Origin of the sequence: Rurimicrobium arvi, from assembly GCF_039540495.1 — a bacterium.
Classification (GTDB): domain Bacteria; phylum Bacteroidota; class Bacteroidia; order Chitinophagales; family Chitinophagaceae; genus Rurimicrobium; species Rurimicrobium arvi.
On sequence record NZ_BAABEZ010000022.1, the window covers coordinates 890,764 to 912,181 of the forward strand.

Sequence of the window (21,418 nt, forward strand, 5' to 3'; positions counted from 1 at the left end):
TTTTAAGATTTTTTCACAATTATTTGCTTTTCGAATAGATTTTTCTACTTTTAAGCCTTGTAAATACTTCGAACTACATGAAAAAGAGTGTTAAACTTGTTTTATTGTCTGCTTTAGGAGCTGCCTCTATATTTTCCACCATTTCCTTAACATCCTGTAAGAGAGATAAATGCAAGACGATCTCTTGTCAGAATGGTAGCAAATGCATTGAAAGTGAAGGCTCCTGCGAATGCGCTCCCGGATATGAAGGATCTATGTGCGAAGTAGTTACACGTGATAAATTCACCGGTACCTGGAACGTTCAGGAACAGGGAACCATCTCCCCGACTACCCAATATGTGGCTTCTATAAAGAACTCCGCACTTCCCGGAGCCAACAATGCCGATGTACAGGTATTCAATCTGAATAACTCTACGTTCGGACTTGTAAATGCTGTCGTAAAAGGCGACACCATTACTATTCCGGAACAAAATATCGACAATAAAAAAGTACAGGGTATAGGATACCTGACCAAAGAAACATTCTACGGCAACCACGAAACATTGATCCTAAAATATAAGATCACCAATATGAACAACGGAGACGTTGACGACTTCGGTTTTGTTGTGGGAACTCCTTCTACCTGGTACCGATAAACGGGCACCAACATCTGGTAAAAAATTTACAAAGGACTTGCCGCAGCGCAGGTCCTTTTTTATTGCAGTATTCAGCCGTACCAACGGCAATCTGTAAAAACAGTTCGTATAAAGCGCTTATTTATAAGCGATCCGTATTATTTTTGAAGCACAAGCCGTATAAGGGTGAACATCAAAAACCTGATACTCAAATCCGCACCGGCGGTGAAAATCAAACGCTGGGCCCAAAGCAAAATTCTGCCGGGCTTCCAGGGAGTATCGCTGTATGAAACAGGGAGCTTTTTCGTTCAGAATCTCAACAATGTAAATCTGAGCGACCGTTGCGCGGCAGTTACTTACAATTTTCTGACCGCTTTACCGCCTACCCTGCTGTTCCTTTTTACGCTGATACCTTATCTGCCACTGCAGAATGTGCAGATCACAATACTGACGACTTTGAAGCTGATGATCCCGAACGACGCAACATACAAGGGAATCAGTAAAGTGCTCAGTGATTTCCTGAATAAAGAACAACGTTCGCTGTTGTCATTTTCGCTCCTGCTTTCGCTCTTCTATTCATCCAATGGCGTGATCGGACTCATGCGTTATTTCGACAAAGATCATAAAGTATATGTTGTACGCACCGCACTTCAAAGACGATGGGCCGCTATCAAGCTTACAACGATGTTGATCGGTGTGGCGCTGGCCAGTATTGTGGTATTTATCCTTCAGACCGAGACCCTGAACAGCTGGCTGGAAGAATTATTCGGAAGCCCGCTGCTCATCAGGGCTTCCAGCCTCTTGCTATTGTTTTTTATCATTTTCAGTGCTATTTCCTGCATTTACATATACGGGCCATCGCTCACACACCGGTTCAAATTTGTGTCTGCCGGAGCCGTCTTCGCGACGGGCATGTGCATCATCTCTTCCGCGATATTCTTTTATGCGGTTAATCATTTCCTGAATTACAACCGCGTTTACGGTTCTATTGGTACGCTGATCGCCTCCTTCGTCTGGTTGTCGATCAACACACGCATTATTATGCTCGGCTATGATCTGAATGTATCGATTCTGATGGGCAGAATTCATAAAACCCAGAAGATACAGGCCCCTGTTGTACCGGATGCTTAAGCGTCTTCGCGCAGCAGACGGGCCAGTTCATGAATACCGAGCGAGGCAGGCATTTCGATAGGAAATACGTTACTCACCGCTTTTACGTCGGGTATACGTTTATCCAAAACATACTTAGGCAAGTGTGACGGAGCATAGGTAAGCAGTCCGGCCGCGGGATAAACCGCAAGCGAAGAACCGATCAGCACGATAATATCCGCCCAGTGTTCCACCCACTCGGCAGCAGTATGGATATTCGGAACGGCCTCACCGAACCATACCACATGGGGGCGGAAACGTCCGCCGTCGGGTGCGAAATCGTTCAGACTCAGGTCCCGGTCGTAATCGTAAAGTACCTGTTCGTTGCGCTCCGAACGCATTTTATCAATAGATCCGTGCAGATGCAGCACATTCGATGATCCGGCCCGCTCGTGCAGGGTATCGATATTCTGCGTCACAATACGCACCTCAAAATCGTCTTCCAGCGATACGAGGCCCAGATGTGCCGCATTAGGGTGCGCGGCGTCGCAGGCCCGTCTGCGCATATTGTAGAAGTTGAGCACCAATTCCGGATCACGGTGCCAGGCTTCCGGTGTAGCCACATCTTCCACACGATGGTTTTCCCAAAGTCCGTCGCCATCGCGAAAGGTTTGCAATCCGCTTTCAGCGCTGATGCCTGCACCGGTAAGCACCAATAAATTCTTCCTGTTCATCTTCTGCTTATTTATTGCTGTTCAATAAATGTGGTTAGCAAACGAAACACCTCGGGAACACGATTCATAGACCATTCTTTCGGTTTGTCGAATACATCATGATAATATCCTTTTCCGCCATTTGCGTAAATGAACAATGCCGGCACACCGGCCTGCGTGAACGGAAAATGATCGCTGTTAGGTGCATTATCTCTGGATTTTACCGCGCTCAGCAATTGCATGCTTCTGTTGATACGCGACAACGTATCGAAAGCCCGCCGCTGCTGTACTGCATTAACGATCGTAATACCGTCGCTCGCATCACTCATCAGGTCTATATTAATCAGTAGTTTGATTTGCTCCAGAGGAAAAACGGGATGTTGCACATAATATTGTGAACCCAGCAGACCTGCTTCTTCTCCGCTCGTTGCAATAAAAGCAACAGAGTAGCGTGGAGGCTTTCCAGCGAAATACTTAGCCAGCGCAAGATTGAAGGCTGTTCCGCTGGCATTGTCATTTGCCCCGGGGAATATTGCACGTGCGCCCATCTTCCCGAGATGATCATAATGCGCCGTTAAAACAATAAAACTGTCGGCAAATTCCGTACCGGGGATATAACCGATTACATTTTTGCTCGGCGCATCCTGCAAAAACTTCTGTTCTACATTTACGGTCACTTTACGGCCACGCGGCATGGCAGTATCGGCCACATACAATACGGTAGCCGGGATAACACCCGTGGACACTGTCCATGTAAGCTTTGCATGTTGCGGCACTATATAGCAGGCTGCGGGAAGACTCTCCAGAAGAGAAGCCGCGGACCGGTGCAGGCGCTTGGCCAGCGTATCTAAATGCTGCAGGCAGTACACTTTTCCTGGTTTGAAATCAGCCTGTAGCTTTGTCCAGGCTGCGGTGTCCTTTACCCGGGAGAGATTCACCCGCTGCATTTTACTGCGCTCATCCATACGAAAACCGGAAGATCTTGCGTCGACGATGTATGCGGCACCCGCTTCAAGCGTCTTTTTCCCGATAACCAGGTCCATACGGTTGGGAAACGTATTCACGGGAAAGGTATATTCCTGAAAGTATTCCGGTGCACCGGCAAATGTGCGAAGACCCGTTTCGGCATATTGACGCGCGATAAACCGCGCCGCCTTATCGCGGCTGTTGTGCACATACCCGCGGCCGCCGAAGCTCGTCCCGCAAAGTGTATTGATCGTTCTTTTAATATAGTTCATGTCCTGCGCAAAGACCTGCACAGTAGATACGATTAAGATCAGTATAAAAGCGATTCGTTTCATAAACGGCTACCTGGTGATATAAACAATTGTGGGAAAATGATCGCTGTATCCGTTGATCCAGCGGTTACCGTTATAGCTCCGGTGCGGGTATCCCCTATAACGGCCTGAACGTGTTTTCAGGAAATCCTTATCGAATACGGCTGCCTTGTAAAATTGCCAGTGTCCGCTTTCCGTGCTGAGCCAGGCCGGCGAAAGCAATATCTGATCGAACAGGTTCCAGTGATCATTATGGCACAAAGTACCATAACCGTTTTCGTAAAAAGAGACCCATGGATTATATAACAATGCAGCACCTGCTTTGTCCTGCCTGGATGTTGCACCCAAAACCTTTGCCACACTGGGGCTTACGGGATCGTCGTTCAGATCACCCATCAATATAATACGTGCACCGGGCTGCTTACTGCTGATCGTCGCTATGAGCTGCTTTGCTTCAGCCGCGGCCAGGGCTCTTTTAGGCGCACTCTCCGCCTCTCCACCACTTCGCGAGGGCCAATGGTTCACCAGCAAATGAACGGTATCACCCCGTAATATGCCCGTTACCCAGAGTATATCCCTGGTGAAGCCCCCACCTGCGGGGCGCAGATCCACAGGCACGTTCCTTGCCTGCAGCATTCTGAATGCGTCCGGTCTGTATATCAGCGCAACATTGATTCCGCGTTTATCCGGACCGTCAAAACGAATAAAACGGTAGTGCCGTCCGGACAGTAGCGGATGGCTGACCAGCGATTTCAATACATAATCGTCCTCAACTTCACAAACGCCGATCACCGACGCGCCTTCCGGGCAGAGATCTGTACCCAGTTGCGACAGTACGCATGCCATGTTACCGGTCTTTTGCCGGAAGACCTCTTCCGTATACCGGTGCGAACCCGTGGTCGTAAAATCCTCGTCATCCGTATCTGGATTATCGGCCGGGTTAAAAAAGTTTTCGAGATTGTAGAAAGCGATCGCCGTAAACAGGCTTCCTTTGTGCGTCTGGGCGGATAAACTGATCGGCAAACTCCATAATAATCCAACGGCTAAAATTCTTCTGTACATAGGATCAAAGGTAGCACTTGTATAAGAGAGACAGGAATGCCGCGCTTCCATATTTCTGGATTATTTTCGCAGCATGAAAATCGGGTTTGATGCAAAAAGAGCGGTGAGCAACAGGACAGGATTGGGCAATTACAGCCGCAGTCTTGTACAGCATCTTGCCGCCTTTCACCCCGAACACGACTACCATCTGTTCAGCCCGTCTGCCGACGCAACGCTACTGGACCCGATGCTGGCACAACAGGATCATGTGCACCTGCATAAGTCCAAAGCGCGGATCAAGTCGTACTGGCGAAGCTTTTCCATTGTAAAGGATCTGCAGCAAACGGGCATTCAGCTCTATCACGGACTGAGCAATGAACTTCCTTATGGCATGGAGCGTTCAGGCATCAAAAGTGTGGTTACGATCCACGACCTGATTTTTAAAGTACATCCCGAAACTTACGGTGTCGCCGAACGTATGATCTACGACCGCAAATTCCGGCATGCCTGTGCAGTTGCCGACAGGATTGTCGCGATCAGCGAGCACACGAAGAATGACATTGTACGTTTCTACGGAACAGATCCGGAGAGGATTTCGGTAATCTATCAAAGCTGCCGTGATCATTTTTACCACCGGAGAAGTGAGGCGGAACTTGCGAAAGTCCGGGAAACATTTCAGCTTCCTGAAAGCTATTTCCTGTATGTGGGCACCGTGGAAGCACGCAAAAACCTGAAATCGATAATTACTGCGTACGAACAAGGGCTCAGGGAGAAACAAATCCCGCTCGTTATCGTAGGGCGTGGCGGACCTTATGCCGATGCCTGTAAAGCAGCCATCCGGCAAGCGGGACTGGAGCATTTATTTATCTGGAAAGAAAACGTGCACGACAGTTTAAGCCTGCAGGCTATATTCCAGATGGCAGCCGCGCTGATATACCCTTCCTCGTATGAGGGATTCGGATTACCCGTGGCGGAAGCGCTGCTGTCGGGCACAGCTGTTATCACCTCGTCACTGTCTTCTCTGCCGGAAGCAGCCGGCCCCGACGCTTATTACATTGATCCTGCCCATCCGGAAAGCATCATAACGGCTGCAAGCTCCATACTGAACGACCCGGCACAGGCGTTGTCACGCACAATAAAAGGAGCGGAATATGTGCGCGCACGATTCGATCCGGCAGCATTGACCAACCGGATGGTAAATTGTTATCTTTCGGTAAGCCTTGAACGATAATAAAAAACTATGTCCTAATTTTGAAAAGTATCGCTCAATTGCGGATTGTAGCGAATATTTTTGCGATTATGAAAATAGGCATTGTATGTTATCCCACATTCGGCGGCAGCGGCGTGCTGGCGACAGAATTGGGAATGGCTTTATCGGAGAAGGGGCATGAGGTACATTTTATTACGTATCAGCAACCCGTTCGCCTGCATTTCCATCCCAATGTCTACTATCATGAAGTAAGCGTTCCTTCCTACCCTCTTTTCGATTTTCTGCCTTACGAAACCGTGCTTACGGGAACGCTGGTGGATGTGATCAGCAATAACGATCTCGACGTACTACATGTACACTATGCCATTCCTCATGCGTCTGCAGCTTATTTCGCCATGCAGATCCTTAAAAAACAGGGTAAGGACATTCCCTTTATCACCACCCTGCACGGAACAGACATTACACTTGTGGGGCGGGACCCGAAATATATGCCGGTAGTGAATTTCTCCATGAATGAATCTACCGCGATCACAGCGGTATCAGAAAATCTGAAGCAGGAAACCTACCGCTTCTTTGACATCCAGAAAGATATAAAGGTGATCACCAACTTCGTGGACACGCAGCGGTTCCAACACCTGGACAAAGAGCATTTCAAAAAAATGCTGGCTCCCGAAGGCGAAAGAATCCTGGCGCATGTATCCAATTTCCGGAAAGTGAAACGCGTGGAAGATGTGATCCGCGTATTTGCAAGCGTGCGCAAACAGATGCCTTGTAAATTATTGATGATCGGCGACGGACCGGAACGACCCAGTGCCGAAGAGTTGTGCCGCCACCTGAATATCTGTCACGATACCCGTTTCCTGGGCAAACAGGAACAGGTGGACGAGATCCTGAGTATTACAGACCTGTTCATCCTGCCTTCCGAATATGAAAGCTTCGGATTGGCAGCACTTGAAGCAATGGCCTGCGGCGTACCGGTTATTTCCACCAATACCGGCGGTTTACCCGAAATCAATATTCCCGGTAAAACAGGTTTCCTGAGCAATGTAGGGGACATCGACAATATGGCTAAAGGTGCTGTCAGCATCCTGAAGGATACGGAAACACTGAATCAGTTTAAGGCTAATGCATTGGAGCATTCAGCAAACTTCGACAGGGATAAGATCGTTCCGGTGTACGAGCAACTGTATAAAGAGACGATTGCTGCCTACCACGCACAAAAGCAAACAACAGTGCTTTCGTAAGGAGCATCCGGGGCTAATGCGCGCCGGATGCAGTTAACTCTTCCCAGAATTCAGCGCCGCGACGCGTGTGTGGGATGACAATCGTTCCGCCGACTATATTTGCGACAGCGAATACCTCATACACCTCTTCTGTGGTAACACCCTGTTCGAAGCATTTTCCGAGGTGATATTTGATGCAATCATCGCAACGAAGCACCATACTGGCAACCAGTCCGAGCATTTCTTTTGTTTTAACATCCAGCGCCCCTGCTGCATATGTATTGGTATCCAGGTTAAAGAGGCGGTTGATCACCTTGTTCTGCTTACCGAGGATTACTTCATTCATCTTCGAACGGTAGGCATCGAATTCCTCAATCAGTTGACCCATAAACTCTTGTTTTTCGTTTTGTTAGACAATTCTCAAAAATAAGGTACAATTCTGTGCCGGTAGGGTAAACTTTGCTATTTTCGGGACATCTAAAATAAAAATACCGGATAAAGAAAATCTATGGCTGACTGGACGCAATTAAGTGATAGTGAACTGCTACGGGCTTTCAGGGAGGAAGCCGGGAAAGAAAAGGCGTTCTCCGAACTGATCCGCCGTTACCAGGAGCGCCTGTACTGGCATATCCGCCGCATGGTAATCCACCATGAAGACACGAACGATATATTGCAGAATGTTTTTATAAAAGTGTGGCGTGCGCTCGGTGAGTTCCGGGAGGAATCTAATTTTTACACCTGGCTGTACCGGATCGGCACGAATGAAACGCTTACCTGGATGGAACAGCAGAAACGCCGGAGTTCCATTACCATCAGCGACGATGAAGAAGGCAACGGAATGGGCAACCGTCTGAAATCGGAACAGGGATATGATGCCAATAAGATAGAGTGGAAACTGCAACAGGCTATTCAAACCCTGCCGGAAAAGCAAAGACTGGTGTTCAACCTGCGATACTATGATGAAATGCCTTACGAAAAAATGTCCGAAGTACTGGGCACCACCGAAGGAGCATTGAAGGCATCTTACCACCATGCAGTGAAAAAAATAGAAGCCTTTTTAAAAGATCATTAAACCTTTAACTAATCTAACAGTCACAGTCTTATGAAACGCGCAAAACATATTCACGATGAATTGCAAGAGTTAGGGGCCGATGTTTTGACGACACTTCCATTATCCACGCCATTTCAGGTTCCGGGCAATTACTTTGCTCAAATGCATTCGGAGCTGGAACAAACTATTTCTGCTATCAGCATGCCGGATCCGGAGCTTTCCCTGAAAAAGGAAATGCCGTTTGTGGCTCCCGGGGCGGATTATTTCCGGCAATTAAACAACAATATTTTCGCAAAAATCGCTTCGGAGCAGGAGCCGGGACAATCATGGTCTAAAGAAATGCCGTTTAATGTTCCGGAAAACTATTTCGATCAGTTGCCGCAAAAAGTGCTTGTAAAAGCGCGTAATCATATGGTACTGCCCGAGCGCAAGCGGGTGCCTTTGTTCAGAACGGTACGCCTCGCCGCATCCATTGCATTGATTCTTTTTGTCGGATTGGGCGTTATAAACATTCACAACCAGCATAATCCGGCTTTCGCTCAGGCTGCCAGCCAGAAAGATATCCGTGATTATGTGGAAGCAAACCTGGATGATTTCGACACAGATATTATTATCAACGGACTCGCATCTTCAGAGTCTGCCGATAATGGCAAATTAGACATAAATTTGTCCAGCGAGGAGATCAGAAACTACCTGGACGAAACCGGGTGGAACTAGACGAAAAACACTGCAACACAATGAAACGATTTATAACAATACTGATCATGATCCTGTTCAGCTGGCAAGCGGAGGCACAGGGAGACGGATCGGGACGCGTACGCAACCTGCGCGTCGCTTATATTACTGAAAGATTGAATTTACCACCGGAGCAAAATGCCCGCTTCTGGGGAGTGTATAACCGTTACCTGGATGAGCGTGCTTCTTTACGCCGTGTATACCGGGATCAGTTTGCACGGGGTCGCGGAGGAGATGTGGACGGCTACGATGCCAATCGCTTTATTGATGACAATATCGAATACAAGGAAAAAGACCTCGAACTGAGCAAAAAGTATAAGGCCGAATTATTGAGGGTGATCAGTGCCCAGCAACTGGTGGATCTGTACCAGGCCGAAAGGGAATTCAAACAAATGCTGATCGAAAAGCTGAGAAAACGCTAGCAGTTCGCTTAATTCAACGGCAATTGAATTTCGAAAACCGTTCCTGAAGGCTTATTGTCTTTTACGAGCAGTTCTCCACCCAGTTGCCGGATAATTTTTTTAGAAAGGTACAGGCCCAGTCCTGTACCTTTTGTTTTGCGCGTATCCTCATTACCGATGCGGTAAAATTTGTCAAATATCTTTTTCTTCTCCCCATCAGGAATGCCGTTTCCGCGGTCTTTCACACAAATAGACACTTTTTGAGGAGTAGCGCCGATCTCTAATTCAATGGGAGTGGAAGACGGTGTGTATTTAATTGCATTTTCGAGCAGGTTATTCAGCACCAGTTCCAGCAGAGAGGCATCGGTTTCCACACGCACATCCGCATCGGCAGATTTCAGGTGAAAACGATCCGGATAACGTCCAGAATAGACCAGGAATGCTTTTTGCACCACCTCGCTTATATCTTCCATGCTGCGTTGTCCCGCATACTGCCCGCCCTCTACGCGCGACGCAAGCAATACATTATTGCAGAGTTCATTAAGGCGATCCGCTTCGTCGATACATTTACCAAGCAATTTGGCTTTCCGCTCTTCGTCCAGCTGATGACGCTGCAACGTCTGTAAAGTAAGCTTGATAGCGGCAATCGGCGATTTGAGTTCATGCGTAACCGAAAGCATGAAATTATTCTGCTGCCTGCCCAGCTTCGCACTCAGACGTTGTGTGGTGAATACAACCGAAGAGCCCACAAGGATCACAAAAAGGAAAGTAAGTCCTTCACCCAGGTATTGCTTACTGCGCTTGGATTTTTCGGACTCTATATCTGCGCGCAACTGCCGGTACGTTTCTTTATTCCGCAATTCATACTTGGAAGCCTCCAGCGAAGACAGTTCCTGCGCATAAATAATACGACTCTGTTTCTCGAGGCTTACCCACCAGAAAGAAAGCGCCGCAATAATATAACCGAGCAGCAACAGATATAAGATACCGGTTGTCTTCATATGGTCAGGAAACAGGTGGTCGTACGGAAGTTGCCGAGGTGTCTGTGCCCGGAAGCTTTACTGCGGGCTGCTTTACATCATTGCTGCGCTTGGAACTTTTTTCGATGCGCAATCCCACCTGCAACACATCCGGCAGCATATTATCGCGCATATTGTGTTCCAGGCGGATCTCGTAACGGCCTTTTTTTGAAAAGAGATTGTTGTATGAATTTTCTGAAAGCGACACCAGATCAAGCGTGACCGGTATTGCATTATGGTCTACCACAATCATCCGGCGTTGTTCATAAATCTCGCCCATACCGGTACCCAGCCATTGTCCCTGCGGAGTGGCCAGCGGCACTTCAACACGTGTATTTGTGAATGTAGTGTCGCCCGGCCCTTTGATACCGAGTTTCAGCCAGATATTCGAATACGGGTAATTATTGGTGTGACGGATCAGGAAGGAGATATTGTAATGGATCGTGGTATCTTCAATATCGAGTACAAATGAAGGATGATAGTCCAGTTTCCATTTATTGCCCGGTATATCGTAGGTCTTTTGAAAATAAGGAGACTGAACGCAGCCTCCGATCAGGAACAGCGGCAGCAACAGCAGGAATGAAGCAACACGGGATAATATTTTCATAATAGAAGACGGAGTTAAAGTACGTTCAACACTTGTTCTTTTGCTTTTTCCAGGTAATCCTTCATGCCAACGATGATCTTCTGGATGGAAGCATCATTCGCTTTTGAGCCCAGAGTATTGATCTCACGCCCTACTTCCTGCAATACGAAACCCAGCTTCTTGCCTTTTACCTCGTCTTTACCCGCGATGATCTCCCTGAAGTAGTTGCAATGTTGGGTAAGACGGACCTTCTCTTCCGAAAAATCTATTTTTTCGATGTAGTAGATCAGTTCCTGTTCAAAGCGGTTTTTGTCGACGTTGGCGACACCGACCATTTCTTCCAGGCCATTCAGCATTTTACTGCGCAGCTTTTCCATACGCACCGGTTCGAACGGAAGAATTTCCTGTAACCCTTTCTCTATTGCAGAAATGCAGGAAAGCAGGTCGGCTTCCAATACTACGCCTTCTTTCTCCCGATGCAGTGAAAGATTTTTAAGCGCCTGCTCCAATACATTCTTAATTGCCAGCCAGTCTTCCTCGCTGAGCATTTCCTGATCGGCAGCCACCACTTCGGGCAGCGACATCAGCGTCGCGAGAACGTTTTCTGTGGGAAGACCGAGTTGTTCGGCAATCGCTTTCATCCCCTGGTAATAATTAACGGCAAGCGGCACGTTGATAGACATTGGCTTGGCCACCCCGTCCTGCTTCACCGTCATGGTCAGATCAATGGTTCCCCGCGTGAGCCTGTTATTTACCAGACTCCGGATCTCATGCTCGTACGGGCGCAATAGCGGTGAAATACGCGTATTGATATCTGATTGCTTCCCGTTCAGAGATTTCACTTCAGCCAGCACCTGGAAAGCCCCTAAGACAGCTTCCGCACGGCCGAAGCCGGTCATTGAATACAACATAAATGTGGTTAAACTTTGTCTGCAAAAATCCGGAAAGGAATTTTAAAAACAGCATTTATCAAAAATATTTTCCGGCGTTATCAGCGCTGTCTGCTTGAAAAGCGCTTAGGATGTGAAAATATCACTTATTTTGGTGCCATTAAAATAAAGCTCATGCAGACAACAACGCCCACTTTAGCCGAAATCCAGGACTTTAAAGGGAAATACCCGAAACAGTTATGGTATCTGTTTACCGTCGAAATGTGGGAACGCTTCTGTTTTTACGGTATGCGCGGGGTACTCACCGTATTCATGGTGGATCAACTCTTGCTCAAAGATGATGCTGCCAACCTGCAATACGGCGCGATACAGGCCTTCGTATATGCGTTTACGTTTATCGGAGGCATCTTCGCCGATAAGATACTGGGCTTCCGCCGTTCGCTGTTTTTTGGCGGCATCGTCATGATACTGGGAAACCTTCTGATCGCATTTGCACCACAGCAAATGTTTTACTTCGGTATTGCATTCTCGATTATCGGAACAGGGTTCTTTAAACCGAATATATCGTCGATGGTAGGCGAACTGTATCATCCGCACGATTCCCGCAGGGATGCGGGCTACGGGCTCTTCTATGCCGGGATCAACGTTGGGGGGCTATTGGGTGGTGCGTTGTGCATCTACCTGGGCAAATACGTTTCCTGGAACCTTTGTTTTATGGCCGCCGCTGTGGTAATGACATTGGGGTTGCTCACTTTCCTGTTCACGAAAAAACACCTCGGGCCGATAGGAGAGTCTCCGCTCGCAACCTTGCCTGCTCCCAAACGAATGGCGCGTGAGATCGCGGTATATGTGCTTTCTCTGGCGAGCATTCCGCTGATCTTTATCATGGTGAAAAACACGAAATACACCGACTACTTCATGTATACCGTAGGCGCGGCTGCCGTGGGATATTTTATTTATGAGGTGATCAAAGTGGGTCAGGCCAATATCCAGAAAAAGCTGGTGGCGGCATTTTCCTTCATCTTCTTCTATTTTCTTTTTAACGCGATCTACGAACAAAGCGGAGGCTCATTATCCCTCTTCGCCAAAGACAACCTGGGCCATAATCTGCTGGGAATCGACATAGACCCGAATATCGTCAACAACAGTTCTAATACTTTTTTCGTGATCGTGCTAAGTCCGGTGATCGGCCTGCTCTGGATATGGCTTGCCAAACGCAAAATCGAACCCAATACCCTGATCAAATTCGGGATCGGCTTCCTGTTTCTGGCTGCATCCTTTTACCTGTTTTACTATACGCGCTTTTTCGCAACAGCAGACGGCATTGCATCGCTGAATGTGTTTACACTTGCCTATTTCGTTACAACGATAGGTGAACTTTGTCTCGGGCCTATTGGCATGTCGATCATCACGAAGCTATCCCCTAAACGACTTTTCGGCATGATGATGGGTCTTTGGTTCCTGGCGAGCGCGTTTGGTCAGCTGGCAGCCGGAAAACTGGGCGCGGAAATATCAAAATCGAATGAAGGTGCCAGTTTGCTGGACAAGCTGCATGCTTATACCGACGGATATTACCAGCTGGCAACTTACTCGCTGGTGGCAGGTGTGATACTGATCTGCATCTCACCTGTTATCCGTAAGCTGATGCAGGATGTAAAATAATTTTCAGTACGCCAATAACCGATTATGGACAGCAAAAGATATCTCGAGCTTGCAGCCGAGCTGGAAACGATCCAAACACCCAAAGACCGCATCAATAAAATGGTTGAAATGGCCATCGAAGTGCGGAACTATGATATAGAAAGGGCGCTGGAAATAAGCGGGGAGATCGAGCAGCTCTCGAATGAAATCCACTACAAGATCGGATTAGGGCGTGCACTGAACATCCGTGGATGGTGCTTCTGGCAACAGGGTAATTATGACGAAGGGCTCCGTACCTTACAGCAGGCCGAAAAAATGGCGCTGGAAGCCAAAGACCGCTCGCTGCTGGCACGTATCTATAACAACTTCGGGCATATCTACCGTGACATCGGAGACCTCGGAAATGCCCTGAATAATTTTGAAAACGCCCTCGCACTGAATGAGCAGCAGAACGACCTTGCTTCTCAGGCAGTAAACCTGAGCAGTATCGCCTACATACACTACGATCTCTACGACTACGACAATGCGCTTGAGTTTGCGCTGAAAGCACTTCCGATATTAAAAAGGGAAGAGAGCATTCACCGGCTGAACCTGCTGTACCATGTACTGGGTAATATTTATTTCAAGCAGAACGAACTCAAGGAAGCGCTGGGCTATTTTGAAGAAAACCTGCAACATTCCGATAAAGGCACGGGGATGCATGCCCTGTCGCTGAGCGGAATCGGGAAAGTCAACTATAAACTCGGCAACAACGAACAGGCTCAGTATTACCTGCAGCGGGGGCTCCAGGAAGCTGACGAAATGGGTCAACTGGAAGTGCAGATCTCCTGCCGCTACTATCTTGCGCTGCTGCAGATGCGCTACGGTAAATATCCGGAGGCGCAGAAAATACTGACCCACACACTGGACCTGGCCGTGCAATACCGTCGCAGGCATGATGTGATGAGTCTGCATGAAACCCTGAGTGAGTTGTATGACCTTATGGGTGATATCCCCAAAGCATTCAGGCATCTGAAAACATTTGAAAAGCTGAAGGAAGAAATCTTCCAGCAGACCACGCTGAACAAATTAAGCAACCTCAAGATCCGCCAGCAGGTGGAGCTTGCGAACAAAGAGAAAGAAGTAGCAGAAAAAACAGCGGAGCTGAAACAACAGTTCCTCGCCAATATGAGTCACGAAATACGCACTCCTATGAATGCGATTGTGGGCATGACGAATTTACTGCTTGAAAAAAATCCGACTCCGGAGCAGCTGAAATATCTGAATGCGATCAGTGAATCGGCAGATAATCTTCTGGTGATCATCAACGACATTCTCGATATTGCCAAGATTGAAGCCGGGAAAATGACGATCGAAAAAACCTCATTTTCGGTAAAAAAGGTCATCCACGTCATTTCAGATATGCTGGGATTGAAAGCGAAAGAAAAAGGCATCGAGCTACAGTCTGAATACGACGAATCGATCCCGGAGAATCTGCTCGGAGACCCCACGAGACTGCAGCAGATCCTGATCAATCTTTGCGGCAATGCGATCAAATTCACCGAAAAGGGCTATGTAAAAATGAAGGCAACGCTGATCAGTGATGTTAATGAAAAATTTGTGGTACGTTTTGATGTGGAAGATACGGGCATCGGCATTTCGGAAGAGTTCCGCAAGCAGATGTTTGAAAGTTTCAGTCAGGCCTCGTCGGATACCACAAGGAAGTTTGGCGGCACCGGGCTGGGACTTGCCATTTCGAAGCAGTTGACAGAGCTGATGAGCGGAACGATCAACGTAAGCTCGGAGCTGGGAAAAGGGAGTGTATTCAGTGTGCAGATACCTTTTGAGCGCGCAACCGCAATGCAGGCCGAAGCACAGCCACAGACCATCGACCCTGCAATGATCGGGCGATTGAAGAACTGCTACATACTGCTTACCGAAGACAATGAATTCAACCAGATGGTAGCTACGGAAACGCTTAAATCACTGCTGCCGGGTATCCGTATCGATGTAGCGGCAAATGGAAAAGAAGCGGTGGATAAGGTAAAGGCAAATGACTACGACATGGTGCTTATGGATATACGCATGCCCGTTATGGACGGCATTGAAGCAACGAAGATCATCCGTCAGCTGCCTGCGCCGAAAAACGAAACGAAACTGATTGCCATGACGGCCAACGTGATGGAAGAGGATGTGAAAACTTATTTTTCCATCGGCATGAACGCGTATGTGTCGAAGCCGTTCGAGCAAAACGACTTGCTGAACAAAATGAGCGAGATGGTCGGCGGTGCGCATATAGAGACGGTAGCGGAAGAGCAAAAGAAAGGTACCGTTGCGCTGGATATTCCCGAACAGGTGACCAATATGGCTTTCCTCACACAATTCACAAACGGAGACAAGGCAAAGCAGGAAAAATATATCAGGATGTTCCTGGACAACGCACCTAAACTGCTGCAGCAGGTAAAAGATGCGCTTGGCAGGAAAGATCTGGAGGCCATTAAGATTGCCGCACATTCCCTCAAACCGCAATTGGGGTATATGGGTGTTCCGGAAGAAACAAGCCACGTATTCCTCCTGGAGCACAGTGCCGGAGAAGCGGCCCACATCCGGATGATCGCAGATCTTGCGGCGCATCTGGACAAAGTATGTGTGAAAGCGTTCGACGAACTCAATGCATATATCGGCCGGTAAAGCATTTCGAAAAAACAACGCCGGGAATTTCCACTTTAGAATTTTCTGCAATACCTTGCAGTAAACTTATACTAACCAAATAAAAAACCATATTATGGCGAAAAAACCAAACCAGACAGTTTTCCTGGTGGATGACGAACCCATCCAGAACGAGATGTTGAAGGACTATCTTGCCGAGCGTTTCAACTTTTCGTTTCATCTGTTCGATAATGGTGAGGAAGCCCTGAGCAACATGCGCCTGAGTCCGGCTATTGTTATTCTCGACTACCATCTGAATGCCCATAATAACGCGGCAAAAAACGGCGTACAGATCCTGCGCGAGATCAAGGAACAATATCCGGATACGCAAGTGATCATGGTCAGCGGCCAGGATAAGATCCAGGTAGCTGTGGACAGTATGAAATACGGAGCTTACGATTATATCGTAAAAGGAGAAACCACTTTTTCCAAAATGGAAAATACGCTCAAGCGGATCGCGGAACTGGAAGAATCCCGTTTTGCATATGAATCTTCCAAAAAGAGCATCCGCTTTCTCATTATTGCGATGATCGGAATACTGGTACTCAGCGCTTTGTTATTGTTAAACGGTGGCAGACTTTAGCCGATCGTAGCATTTTTTAAGTATTTTCACTCATGCAATTAGCCCAGAGACTAGACAGAATATCGGAACCACAGACAATTAAAATGGCTAAGCTTAGCCGCGAGTTGAAAGCACAGGGAATGGACGTGATAGATCTGAGCCTGGGCGAACCGGATTTCAGAACACCCGCACATATCTGTGCCGCAGCTGAAAAAGCGATTGAGGCAGGATACACGAAATATACACCCGTTGCGGGCATACCAGAGTTACGAAACGCGGTATGTACCAAGCTGAAAAACGATAACCAACTTGAGTACACACCGGACCAGATTGTTGTGTCCACCGGCGCCAAACAATCGCTGGCCAATGCCATACTCGCATTGATCGATCCGGGAGAAGAAGCGATCATCCCTACCCCTTACTGGGTCACCTACGGAGCGCAGGTTTCTTTTGCGGAAGGCGTACCTGTGTATGTACCGTGTGGAATCGAGAACGATTATAAAATCAGTCCGGAACAACTGGAAGCCGCCATTACCGACAAAACCCGTCTTTTTATCTTTTCGTCACCCTGCAACCCTACCGGCAGTGTATACACACGCGAAGAATTGCAGGCGCTCGTATCGGTATTTGAAAAACATCCGCATATCTACATCATCAGTGATGAGATTTACGAATACATCAATTATACCGGCAAGCATGAAAGTATTGCTCAGTTCGATACTATTAAAGACCGCGTTGTATTGGTAAACGGTTTTTCCAAAGGTTATGCGATGACAGGCTGGCGCCTGGGCTACATTGCCGCAAGAAAAGAAATCGCAGCTGCCTGTGAAAAAATTCAATCTCAGTTCACTTCCGGCACCAATTCCATCGCGCAGAGAGCCGCTGTAGCAGCCCTGCTCGAAGACAATACTCCCAGTATGGATATGGTAAAGGCGTTCAGAGAACGTAAAGATTATGTGATCCGCAGTCTTGCAAAAATACCGGGCATCAGGATCAACAATCCTTCCGGCGCATTTTACGCATTCCCCGACATCAGCGCCTTCCTTGGGAAAAAAGACGGGGAAGATGTAATGAATACCTCGGAAGATATTGCCATGTTCCTGCTGCATAAAGGGCTTGTAACGGTGGTGGACGGCGCTGCATTCGGCAGTCCGAACAACATCCGCATCTCCTTCGCAACTTCTATGGATAACCTGATTGAAGCGATCAAGCGCATCGAATATGCATTGGGCCTGCTGCAGTAAGCGATAATATTATTTATATCAGTGAAGCGGTCACCTGACGGGTGTCCGCTTTTTTTATTCAAGCTCCTCTAACTTTACAATCCTGTCGGCGATATACTGCCCTTTTTCAGAATTACGTCCGTTGTAATTATCGCCACGCCAGGGAAGTGATCGCAGATATTGTGTGTAATGCAGTGTAACTACTTTTCCGACACATCGCTCGAGCGAATCTGCAATAGCCTCGTCTACCACGGAAAAATAAAAATAGTTGGCAGAAAGAGACGCATTGCGCATCACACGGCGCGGACCGAAGCCATCCAGCAGCAATTCGCCTTCATAGGATTTGAATATATTTCCCTTACGTGAAAACTTCTGGAAATACCCTTCCCGTAATCCGTCACCATAGCTGCGATAGTAAAACCAATAAATATATCCGGTGATACCCAGCAATAATGCGAGCAATAGTCCGATAAATAATTTTCCCATATCAACGTATTTATCAGGATTGCACAGCCTTACGACCCTTCCATTCAAAACGGCCGAAGCGGCTCATCCCGCCAATTAAAGTTATATAAATTATGTGTAACGGTTGCAACAGAGGGAAATACCATAAACTTCTCCGGAGCGGATAAACCTGATGCACTGACGCAAGAAACACTGTTTCCACAAATACCTTCAACAGGAAAGAAAGCAATACCAGCCGAACGGGAAACAGGCTGAATGCAGCGCCGACTGAGGCAAGCAGCAATGACACATTGAACAGATAAACCAGTACAAGTATAAAAGCCATACGAGGATCCGAATACCTGCCCGATTTTGAAGACCAGCGCAACCGTTGCTGTATGAAAGATTTCCAGTCTGGCTGCGGCTGCGTTACAACTGCGGCTCCGGCAGACTTCAGGTAACAGACCTGATCCGGATAATGCTGCAGCATCTTTAGCATCAGCAGGTAATCATCTCCGGAAATGATATGGTCTATCCCGTTGTATCCCTGCACCGACTGATATGCTTCTTTAGAAAAAGCGAGATTAGCCCCGTTGCACATAACACCCCAGTTCCAATAGCGGGTGGCAGCCGTAATTCCCTGCATCGTCATGAAGTCGAACTCCTGGAAGCGTTCGCACAGGGAACCGTCATTTTGAAAGCGAACAGGTGCAACAATCATTACCGGATGCCCGGTCCTGTACCGGAACGCGATCTGGTTCAGCCACTCAGACGGGAACGTACAGTCGGCGTCACTGGTAACGATCAGTTCCCCTTTCGCGGCATGAATCCCGGCATCCAGCGCTATCTTTTTAAACGCCGATCCCGGACCCGAAGCAACAGGACGGGGAGCCCGGATACAACGCACGTTTTCCCGCGCGAACTGCGATACTACGGCCGCCGTGGCATCGGACGAATCGTCGTCCACAATAATTATTTCAAGCAGATGTACCGGGTAATGCAAAGCGAGCAGGCTTTGTATACAAGCTCCGATGACCGCTTCTTCGTTGCGTGCAGCGATGACTACGGAAACAGATTCATCCGGGACAAATCCGGCCGCGGTGGTTGCAACAGGTGTGCGCAGCCATCCATACAGATAACAAACAAAAAGCAGCAGGTATGCCGCAGTAAGTAACAGAAACAGGCCGGTCAGTATCATGTCTTAGCGGTAGCGGTCACGTTAAAGAGCCTGGAGCAGAAAGTCCCCTTCACTTCATCGAACTGCAATAAGTTGTGACCGCGTTCAAATAAGTGCAAAAATACCTGAGATCCGCGTTTGGCAAAACTTCTGATCGTGCGTAAGGGAATTACAGTGTCTGCATTACCTGCAAGAATATGTACGGAAACCTGCCTGTTGCTGCTTTCTCGCCGTATCTTTTCCAGAACCGGCATCAGTTCCGAGAGACTCATCCAGATATTAAAAAGCCGTTCGCGGGCTTCAGCGGTACGGATGTATTGCATGACAAAACGGAATTTATGGTGGGGCATAATGCTCAGGGCATTCATGAACTGCAGCAGACGTATGTAGCGCTCTCCTTTACCTATAAACCTTTTGAACAACAGGGTTCCCGCAGCGGTTCCTGTCACAAAACGATAGAGCCACTCTTTACCGAGCCCGTCCGGAGCGGCCAGCACCATATGGGAAACCTTGTCCGGAGCGGCTTCAAAAGCGCACAAGCACACCCGTGCTCCAATGCTGAATCCGGCCAGACCCACTTTTTTTACATGAAATTCGTTGGCTACTTCGTGCAGCAACGCGCTGAGGTCGGCGCGTTTCATACGGAAACCCGGCGTGCATTCCGACTTACCGGAAAAAGGCAGATCGAAGCTCAGGACGGAATAGTCTTCATGGACCAGGAACGAGAAGGCCGCTGCCTGCATACCGTAGCCCGGAAATACAACCACTACCCTGGGACCGGTGCCAAAACGTATGTAATGCAGATTCTGACCGGCTACTGAAATAAACCCTGATTGTCCATCCATCGCTCAAACAGAATAAAGTAGCTGTAAATTACATATTAAACAGCAAACGCGGAAAATACATTTGGTATTAGTCCTGCTTGCTTCGGAAAACTGAATTTTGGCACTATATTTGTTGTGTTTAAAATTCAAACGCAACATTTCTATGAAAAAAGCATTGGTGTCGTTACTCATGATCGCCGCGTGCATCAACTATTCTAAAGCGCAGGGTGTAAGCGGTCTTCTGAATAAGATCAAATCCGGCTCCGGCAACGGTATCAGTACCACGCAGTCCAATGGATCAACCAAACAGCCGGTATCTTCCAATCTGCTGGGTAATGATGAAGTAGTCAGAGGTTTGCGCGAAGCACTGCAGCTGGGTGCTCAGACTGCCACTAAAAATCTTTCTGCCACCAATGGCTTTTTCGGCAATGCACTTATTAAGATACTCATGCCCCCGGAAGTACGCACAATTGAGTCAAAAATGCGCCAGTTCGGGTTCGGCAAACTGATGGACAACCTGGTACTTTCGATGAACCGCGCCGCAGAAGACGCTTCCGGCAAGGCATTACCAATCCTCGCAAGCACCATTTCGTCTTTCACAATTTATGATGGTATCGAAATCCTGAAAGGTTCTGACGATGCGGCAACACAACTGCTGAAAACACGCACTACGCCACAGCTTACAGCAGCATTCCGTCCCATTATTTCCAGCTCTATGAGCAAATACAATGTGGAGCAACTCTGGTCGCAGGTATTTACCAGTTACAATTCGTTACCCATTATCAAAAACAAAGTAAACACTGATCTTACAGGGTATATCACCGAACGCGCGTTAAGCGGACTCTTCGTGACGATCGCCCAGCAGGAAAAAACAATCAGGAAAGACCCTGTGGGAACAGGAAGCGACCTGATCACCCGCGTTTTCGGCTCCGTGATGAAATAGACTCACAAACAACGAATAACAAGATAAACCCCTTCAGAATCGAAGGGGTTATTTTTTTGTCAGATTC

General features: G+C 47.8%; 22 protein-coding genes. 12 read left to right on the plus strand and 10 right to left on the minus strand.

What is annotated here, in order from left to right; translation table 11 throughout:
• The first annotated feature begins 77 nt into the window (after window positions 1–77).
• Together ABD846_RS10680 and ABD846_RS10685 are read left to right on the plus strand one after the other, a co-directional pair.
• Window positions 78–635 carry a calcium-binding EGF-like domain-containing protein gene (locus ABD846_RS10680; RefSeq protein ID WP_344826498.1) on the plus strand — a complete coding sequence of 186 codons (558 nt, stop codon included), beginning with the start codon at window positions 78–80 and terminating at the stop codon, window positions 633–635.
• 165 nt (window positions 636–800) lie between these two features.
• Entirely contained in the window at window positions 801–1,745 is a 945-nt protein-coding gene (locus ABD846_RS10685) for a YihY/virulence factor BrkB family protein (RefSeq protein ID WP_344826501.1), read from the plus strand.
• On the opposite strand, the gene ABD846_RS10690 is transcribed toward ABD846_RS10685, so the two are convergent.
• The 3 genes from ABD846_RS10690 to ABD846_RS10700 are packed head-to-tail and all read right to left on the minus strand — an operon-like array spanning window position 1,742 to window position 4,755.
• Entirely contained in the window at window positions 1,742–2,437 is a 696-nt protein-coding gene (locus tag ABD846_RS10690; RefSeq protein WP_344826504.1) for an SIR2 family NAD-dependent protein deacylase, read from the minus strand. The genes ABD846_RS10685 and ABD846_RS10690 overlap by 4 nt on opposite strands.
• Window positions 2,438–2,448: 11 nt before the next feature.
• Complete coding sequence (locus tag ABD846_RS10695; RefSeq protein WP_344826507.1) at window positions 2,449–3,717, minus strand: M28 family metallopeptidase; 1,269 nt, start codon at window positions 3,715–3,717, stop codon at window positions 2,449–2,451.
• A gap of 6 nt (window positions 3,718–3,723) precedes the next feature.
• Complete coding sequence (locus ABD846_RS10700) at window positions 3,724–4,755, minus strand: endonuclease/exonuclease/phosphatase family protein (protein ID WP_344826510.1); 1,032 nt, start codon at window positions 4,753–4,755, stop codon at window positions 3,724–3,726.
• A gap of 73 nt (window positions 4,756–4,828) precedes the next feature.
• Between ABD846_RS10700 and ABD846_RS10705 the strand changes: the two genes are divergently transcribed.
• Window positions 4,829–5,965 carry a glycosyltransferase family 4 protein gene (locus tag ABD846_RS10705; RefSeq protein ID WP_344826513.1) on the plus strand — a complete coding sequence of 379 codons (1,137 nt, stop codon included), beginning with the start codon at window positions 4,829–4,831 and terminating at the stop codon, window positions 5,963–5,965.
• Between the two features lie 20 nt (window positions 5,966–5,985).
• Window positions 5,986–7,188 (plus strand): N-acetyl-alpha-D-glucosaminyl L-malate synthase BshA, encoded by a 1,203-nt coding sequence (bshA, locus tag ABD846_RS10710; protein WP_344826516.1) that lies wholly within the window; start codon window positions 5,986–5,988, stop codon window positions 7,186–7,188.
• A gap of 13 nt (window positions 7,189–7,201) precedes the next feature.
• On the opposite strand, the gene ABD846_RS10715 is transcribed toward bshA, so the two are convergent.
• Window positions 7,202–7,555 (minus strand): carboxymuconolactone decarboxylase family protein, encoded by a 354-nt coding sequence (locus tag ABD846_RS10715; RefSeq protein WP_344826519.1) that lies wholly within the window; start codon window positions 7,553–7,555, stop codon window positions 7,202–7,204.
• 120 nt (window positions 7,556–7,675) lie between these two features.
• Here ABD846_RS10715 and ABD846_RS10720 point away from each other — a divergent pair, with 120 nt between their 5' ends.
• From ABD846_RS10720 to ABD846_RS10730, 3 genes are read left to right on the plus strand one after another with little or no spacing between them, the layout of a single operon-like run.
• Complete coding sequence (locus tag ABD846_RS10720) at window positions 7,676–8,239, plus strand: RNA polymerase sigma factor (protein WP_344826522.1); 564 nt, start codon at window positions 7,676–7,678, stop codon at window positions 8,237–8,239.
• A gap of 30 nt (window positions 8,240–8,269) precedes the next feature.
• Complete coding sequence (locus tag ABD846_RS10725) at window positions 8,270–8,935, plus strand: hypothetical protein (RefSeq protein ID WP_344826525.1); 666 nt, start codon at window positions 8,270–8,272, stop codon at window positions 8,933–8,935.
• Between the two features lie 20 nt (window positions 8,936–8,955).
• Entirely contained in the window at window positions 8,956–9,375 is a 420-nt protein-coding gene (locus tag ABD846_RS10730) for a hypothetical protein (protein ID WP_344826528.1), read from the plus strand.
• An 8-nt stretch (window positions 9,376–9,383) separates the two neighbouring features.
• Here the strand turns inward: ABD846_RS10730 and ABD846_RS10735 are convergent, their stop codons facing one another.
• The 3 genes from ABD846_RS10735 to ABD846_RS10745 are packed head-to-tail and all read right to left on the minus strand — an operon-like array spanning window position 9,384 to window position 11,870.
• Window positions 9,384–10,355, minus strand: a complete 972-nt coding sequence (locus ABD846_RS10735) for a sensor histidine kinase (RefSeq protein ID WP_344826531.1) — start codon at window positions 10,353–10,355, stop codon at window positions 9,384–9,386.
• Between the two features lie 4 nt (window positions 10,356–10,359).
• Complete coding sequence (locus ABD846_RS10740) at window positions 10,360–10,980, minus strand: gliding motility lipoprotein GldH (protein WP_344826534.1); 621 nt, start codon at window positions 10,978–10,980, stop codon at window positions 10,360–10,362.
• A 14-nt stretch (window positions 10,981–10,994) separates the two neighbouring features.
• Window positions 10,995–11,870 (minus strand): YicC/YloC family endoribonuclease, encoded by an 876-nt coding sequence (locus ABD846_RS10745; protein WP_344826537.1) that lies wholly within the window; start codon window positions 11,868–11,870, stop codon window positions 10,995–10,997.
• Window positions 11,871–12,023: 153 nt separating this feature from the next.
• Between ABD846_RS10745 and ABD846_RS10750 the strand changes: the two genes are divergently transcribed.
• From ABD846_RS10750 to ABD846_RS10765, 4 genes are all read left to right on the plus strand, one after another.
• Entirely contained in the window at window positions 12,024–13,511 is a 1,488-nt protein-coding gene (locus tag ABD846_RS10750; RefSeq protein WP_344826540.1) for a peptide MFS transporter, read from the plus strand.
• Window positions 13,512–13,535: 24 nt separating this feature from the next.
• Entirely contained in the window at window positions 13,536–16,160 is a 2,625-nt protein-coding gene (locus ABD846_RS10755) for a tetratricopeptide repeat-containing hybrid sensor histidine kinase/response regulator (protein WP_344826543.1), read from the plus strand.
• 94 nt (window positions 16,161–16,254) lie between these two features.
• A complete protein-coding gene (locus ABD846_RS10760) occupies window positions 16,255–16,761 on the plus strand; it encodes a response regulator (RefSeq protein ID WP_344826546.1) in 507 nt (168 codons plus the stop codon).
• A gap of 83 nt (window positions 16,762–16,844) precedes the next feature.
• Complete coding sequence (locus ABD846_RS10765; RefSeq protein WP_344826549.1) at window positions 16,845–17,984, plus strand: pyridoxal phosphate-dependent aminotransferase; 1,140 nt, start codon at window positions 16,845–16,847, stop codon at window positions 17,982–17,984.
• Window positions 17,985–18,038: 54 nt separating this feature from the next.
• On the opposite strand, the gene ABD846_RS10770 is transcribed toward ABD846_RS10765, so the two are convergent.
• The 3 genes from ABD846_RS10770 to ABD846_RS10780 are packed head-to-tail and all read right to left on the minus strand — an operon-like array spanning window position 18,039 to window position 20,429.
• Window positions 18,039–18,449: a hypothetical protein gene (locus tag ABD846_RS10770; RefSeq protein WP_344826552.1), complete on the minus strand. Its 411-nt coding sequence runs from the start codon at window positions 18,447–18,449 to the stop codon at window positions 18,039–18,041.
• Between the two features lie 13 nt (window positions 18,450–18,462).
• Window positions 18,463–19,605 carry a glycosyltransferase gene (locus ABD846_RS10775; RefSeq protein ID WP_344826555.1) on the minus strand — a complete coding sequence of 381 codons (1,143 nt, stop codon included), beginning with the start codon at window positions 19,603–19,605 and terminating at the stop codon, window positions 18,463–18,465.
• The gene (locus tag ABD846_RS10780; protein ID WP_344826558.1) at window positions 19,602–20,429 is read right to left on the minus strand and encodes an alpha/beta fold hydrolase; all 828 of its coding nucleotides are present in this window, start codon (window positions 20,427–20,429) and stop codon (window positions 19,602–19,604) included. Before ABD846_RS10780 ends, ABD846_RS10775 begins: the two co-directional genes overlap by 4 nt.
• 142 nt (window positions 20,430–20,571) lie before the next feature.
• Here ABD846_RS10780 and ABD846_RS10785 point away from each other — a divergent pair, with 142 nt between their 5' ends.
• Window positions 20,572–21,351, plus strand: coding sequence for a DUF4197 domain-containing protein (locus tag ABD846_RS10785; RefSeq protein ID WP_344826561.1), 780 nt, complete (start codon window positions 20,572–20,574; stop codon window positions 21,349–21,351).
• Window positions 21,352–21,418: the final 67 nt, after the last annotated feature.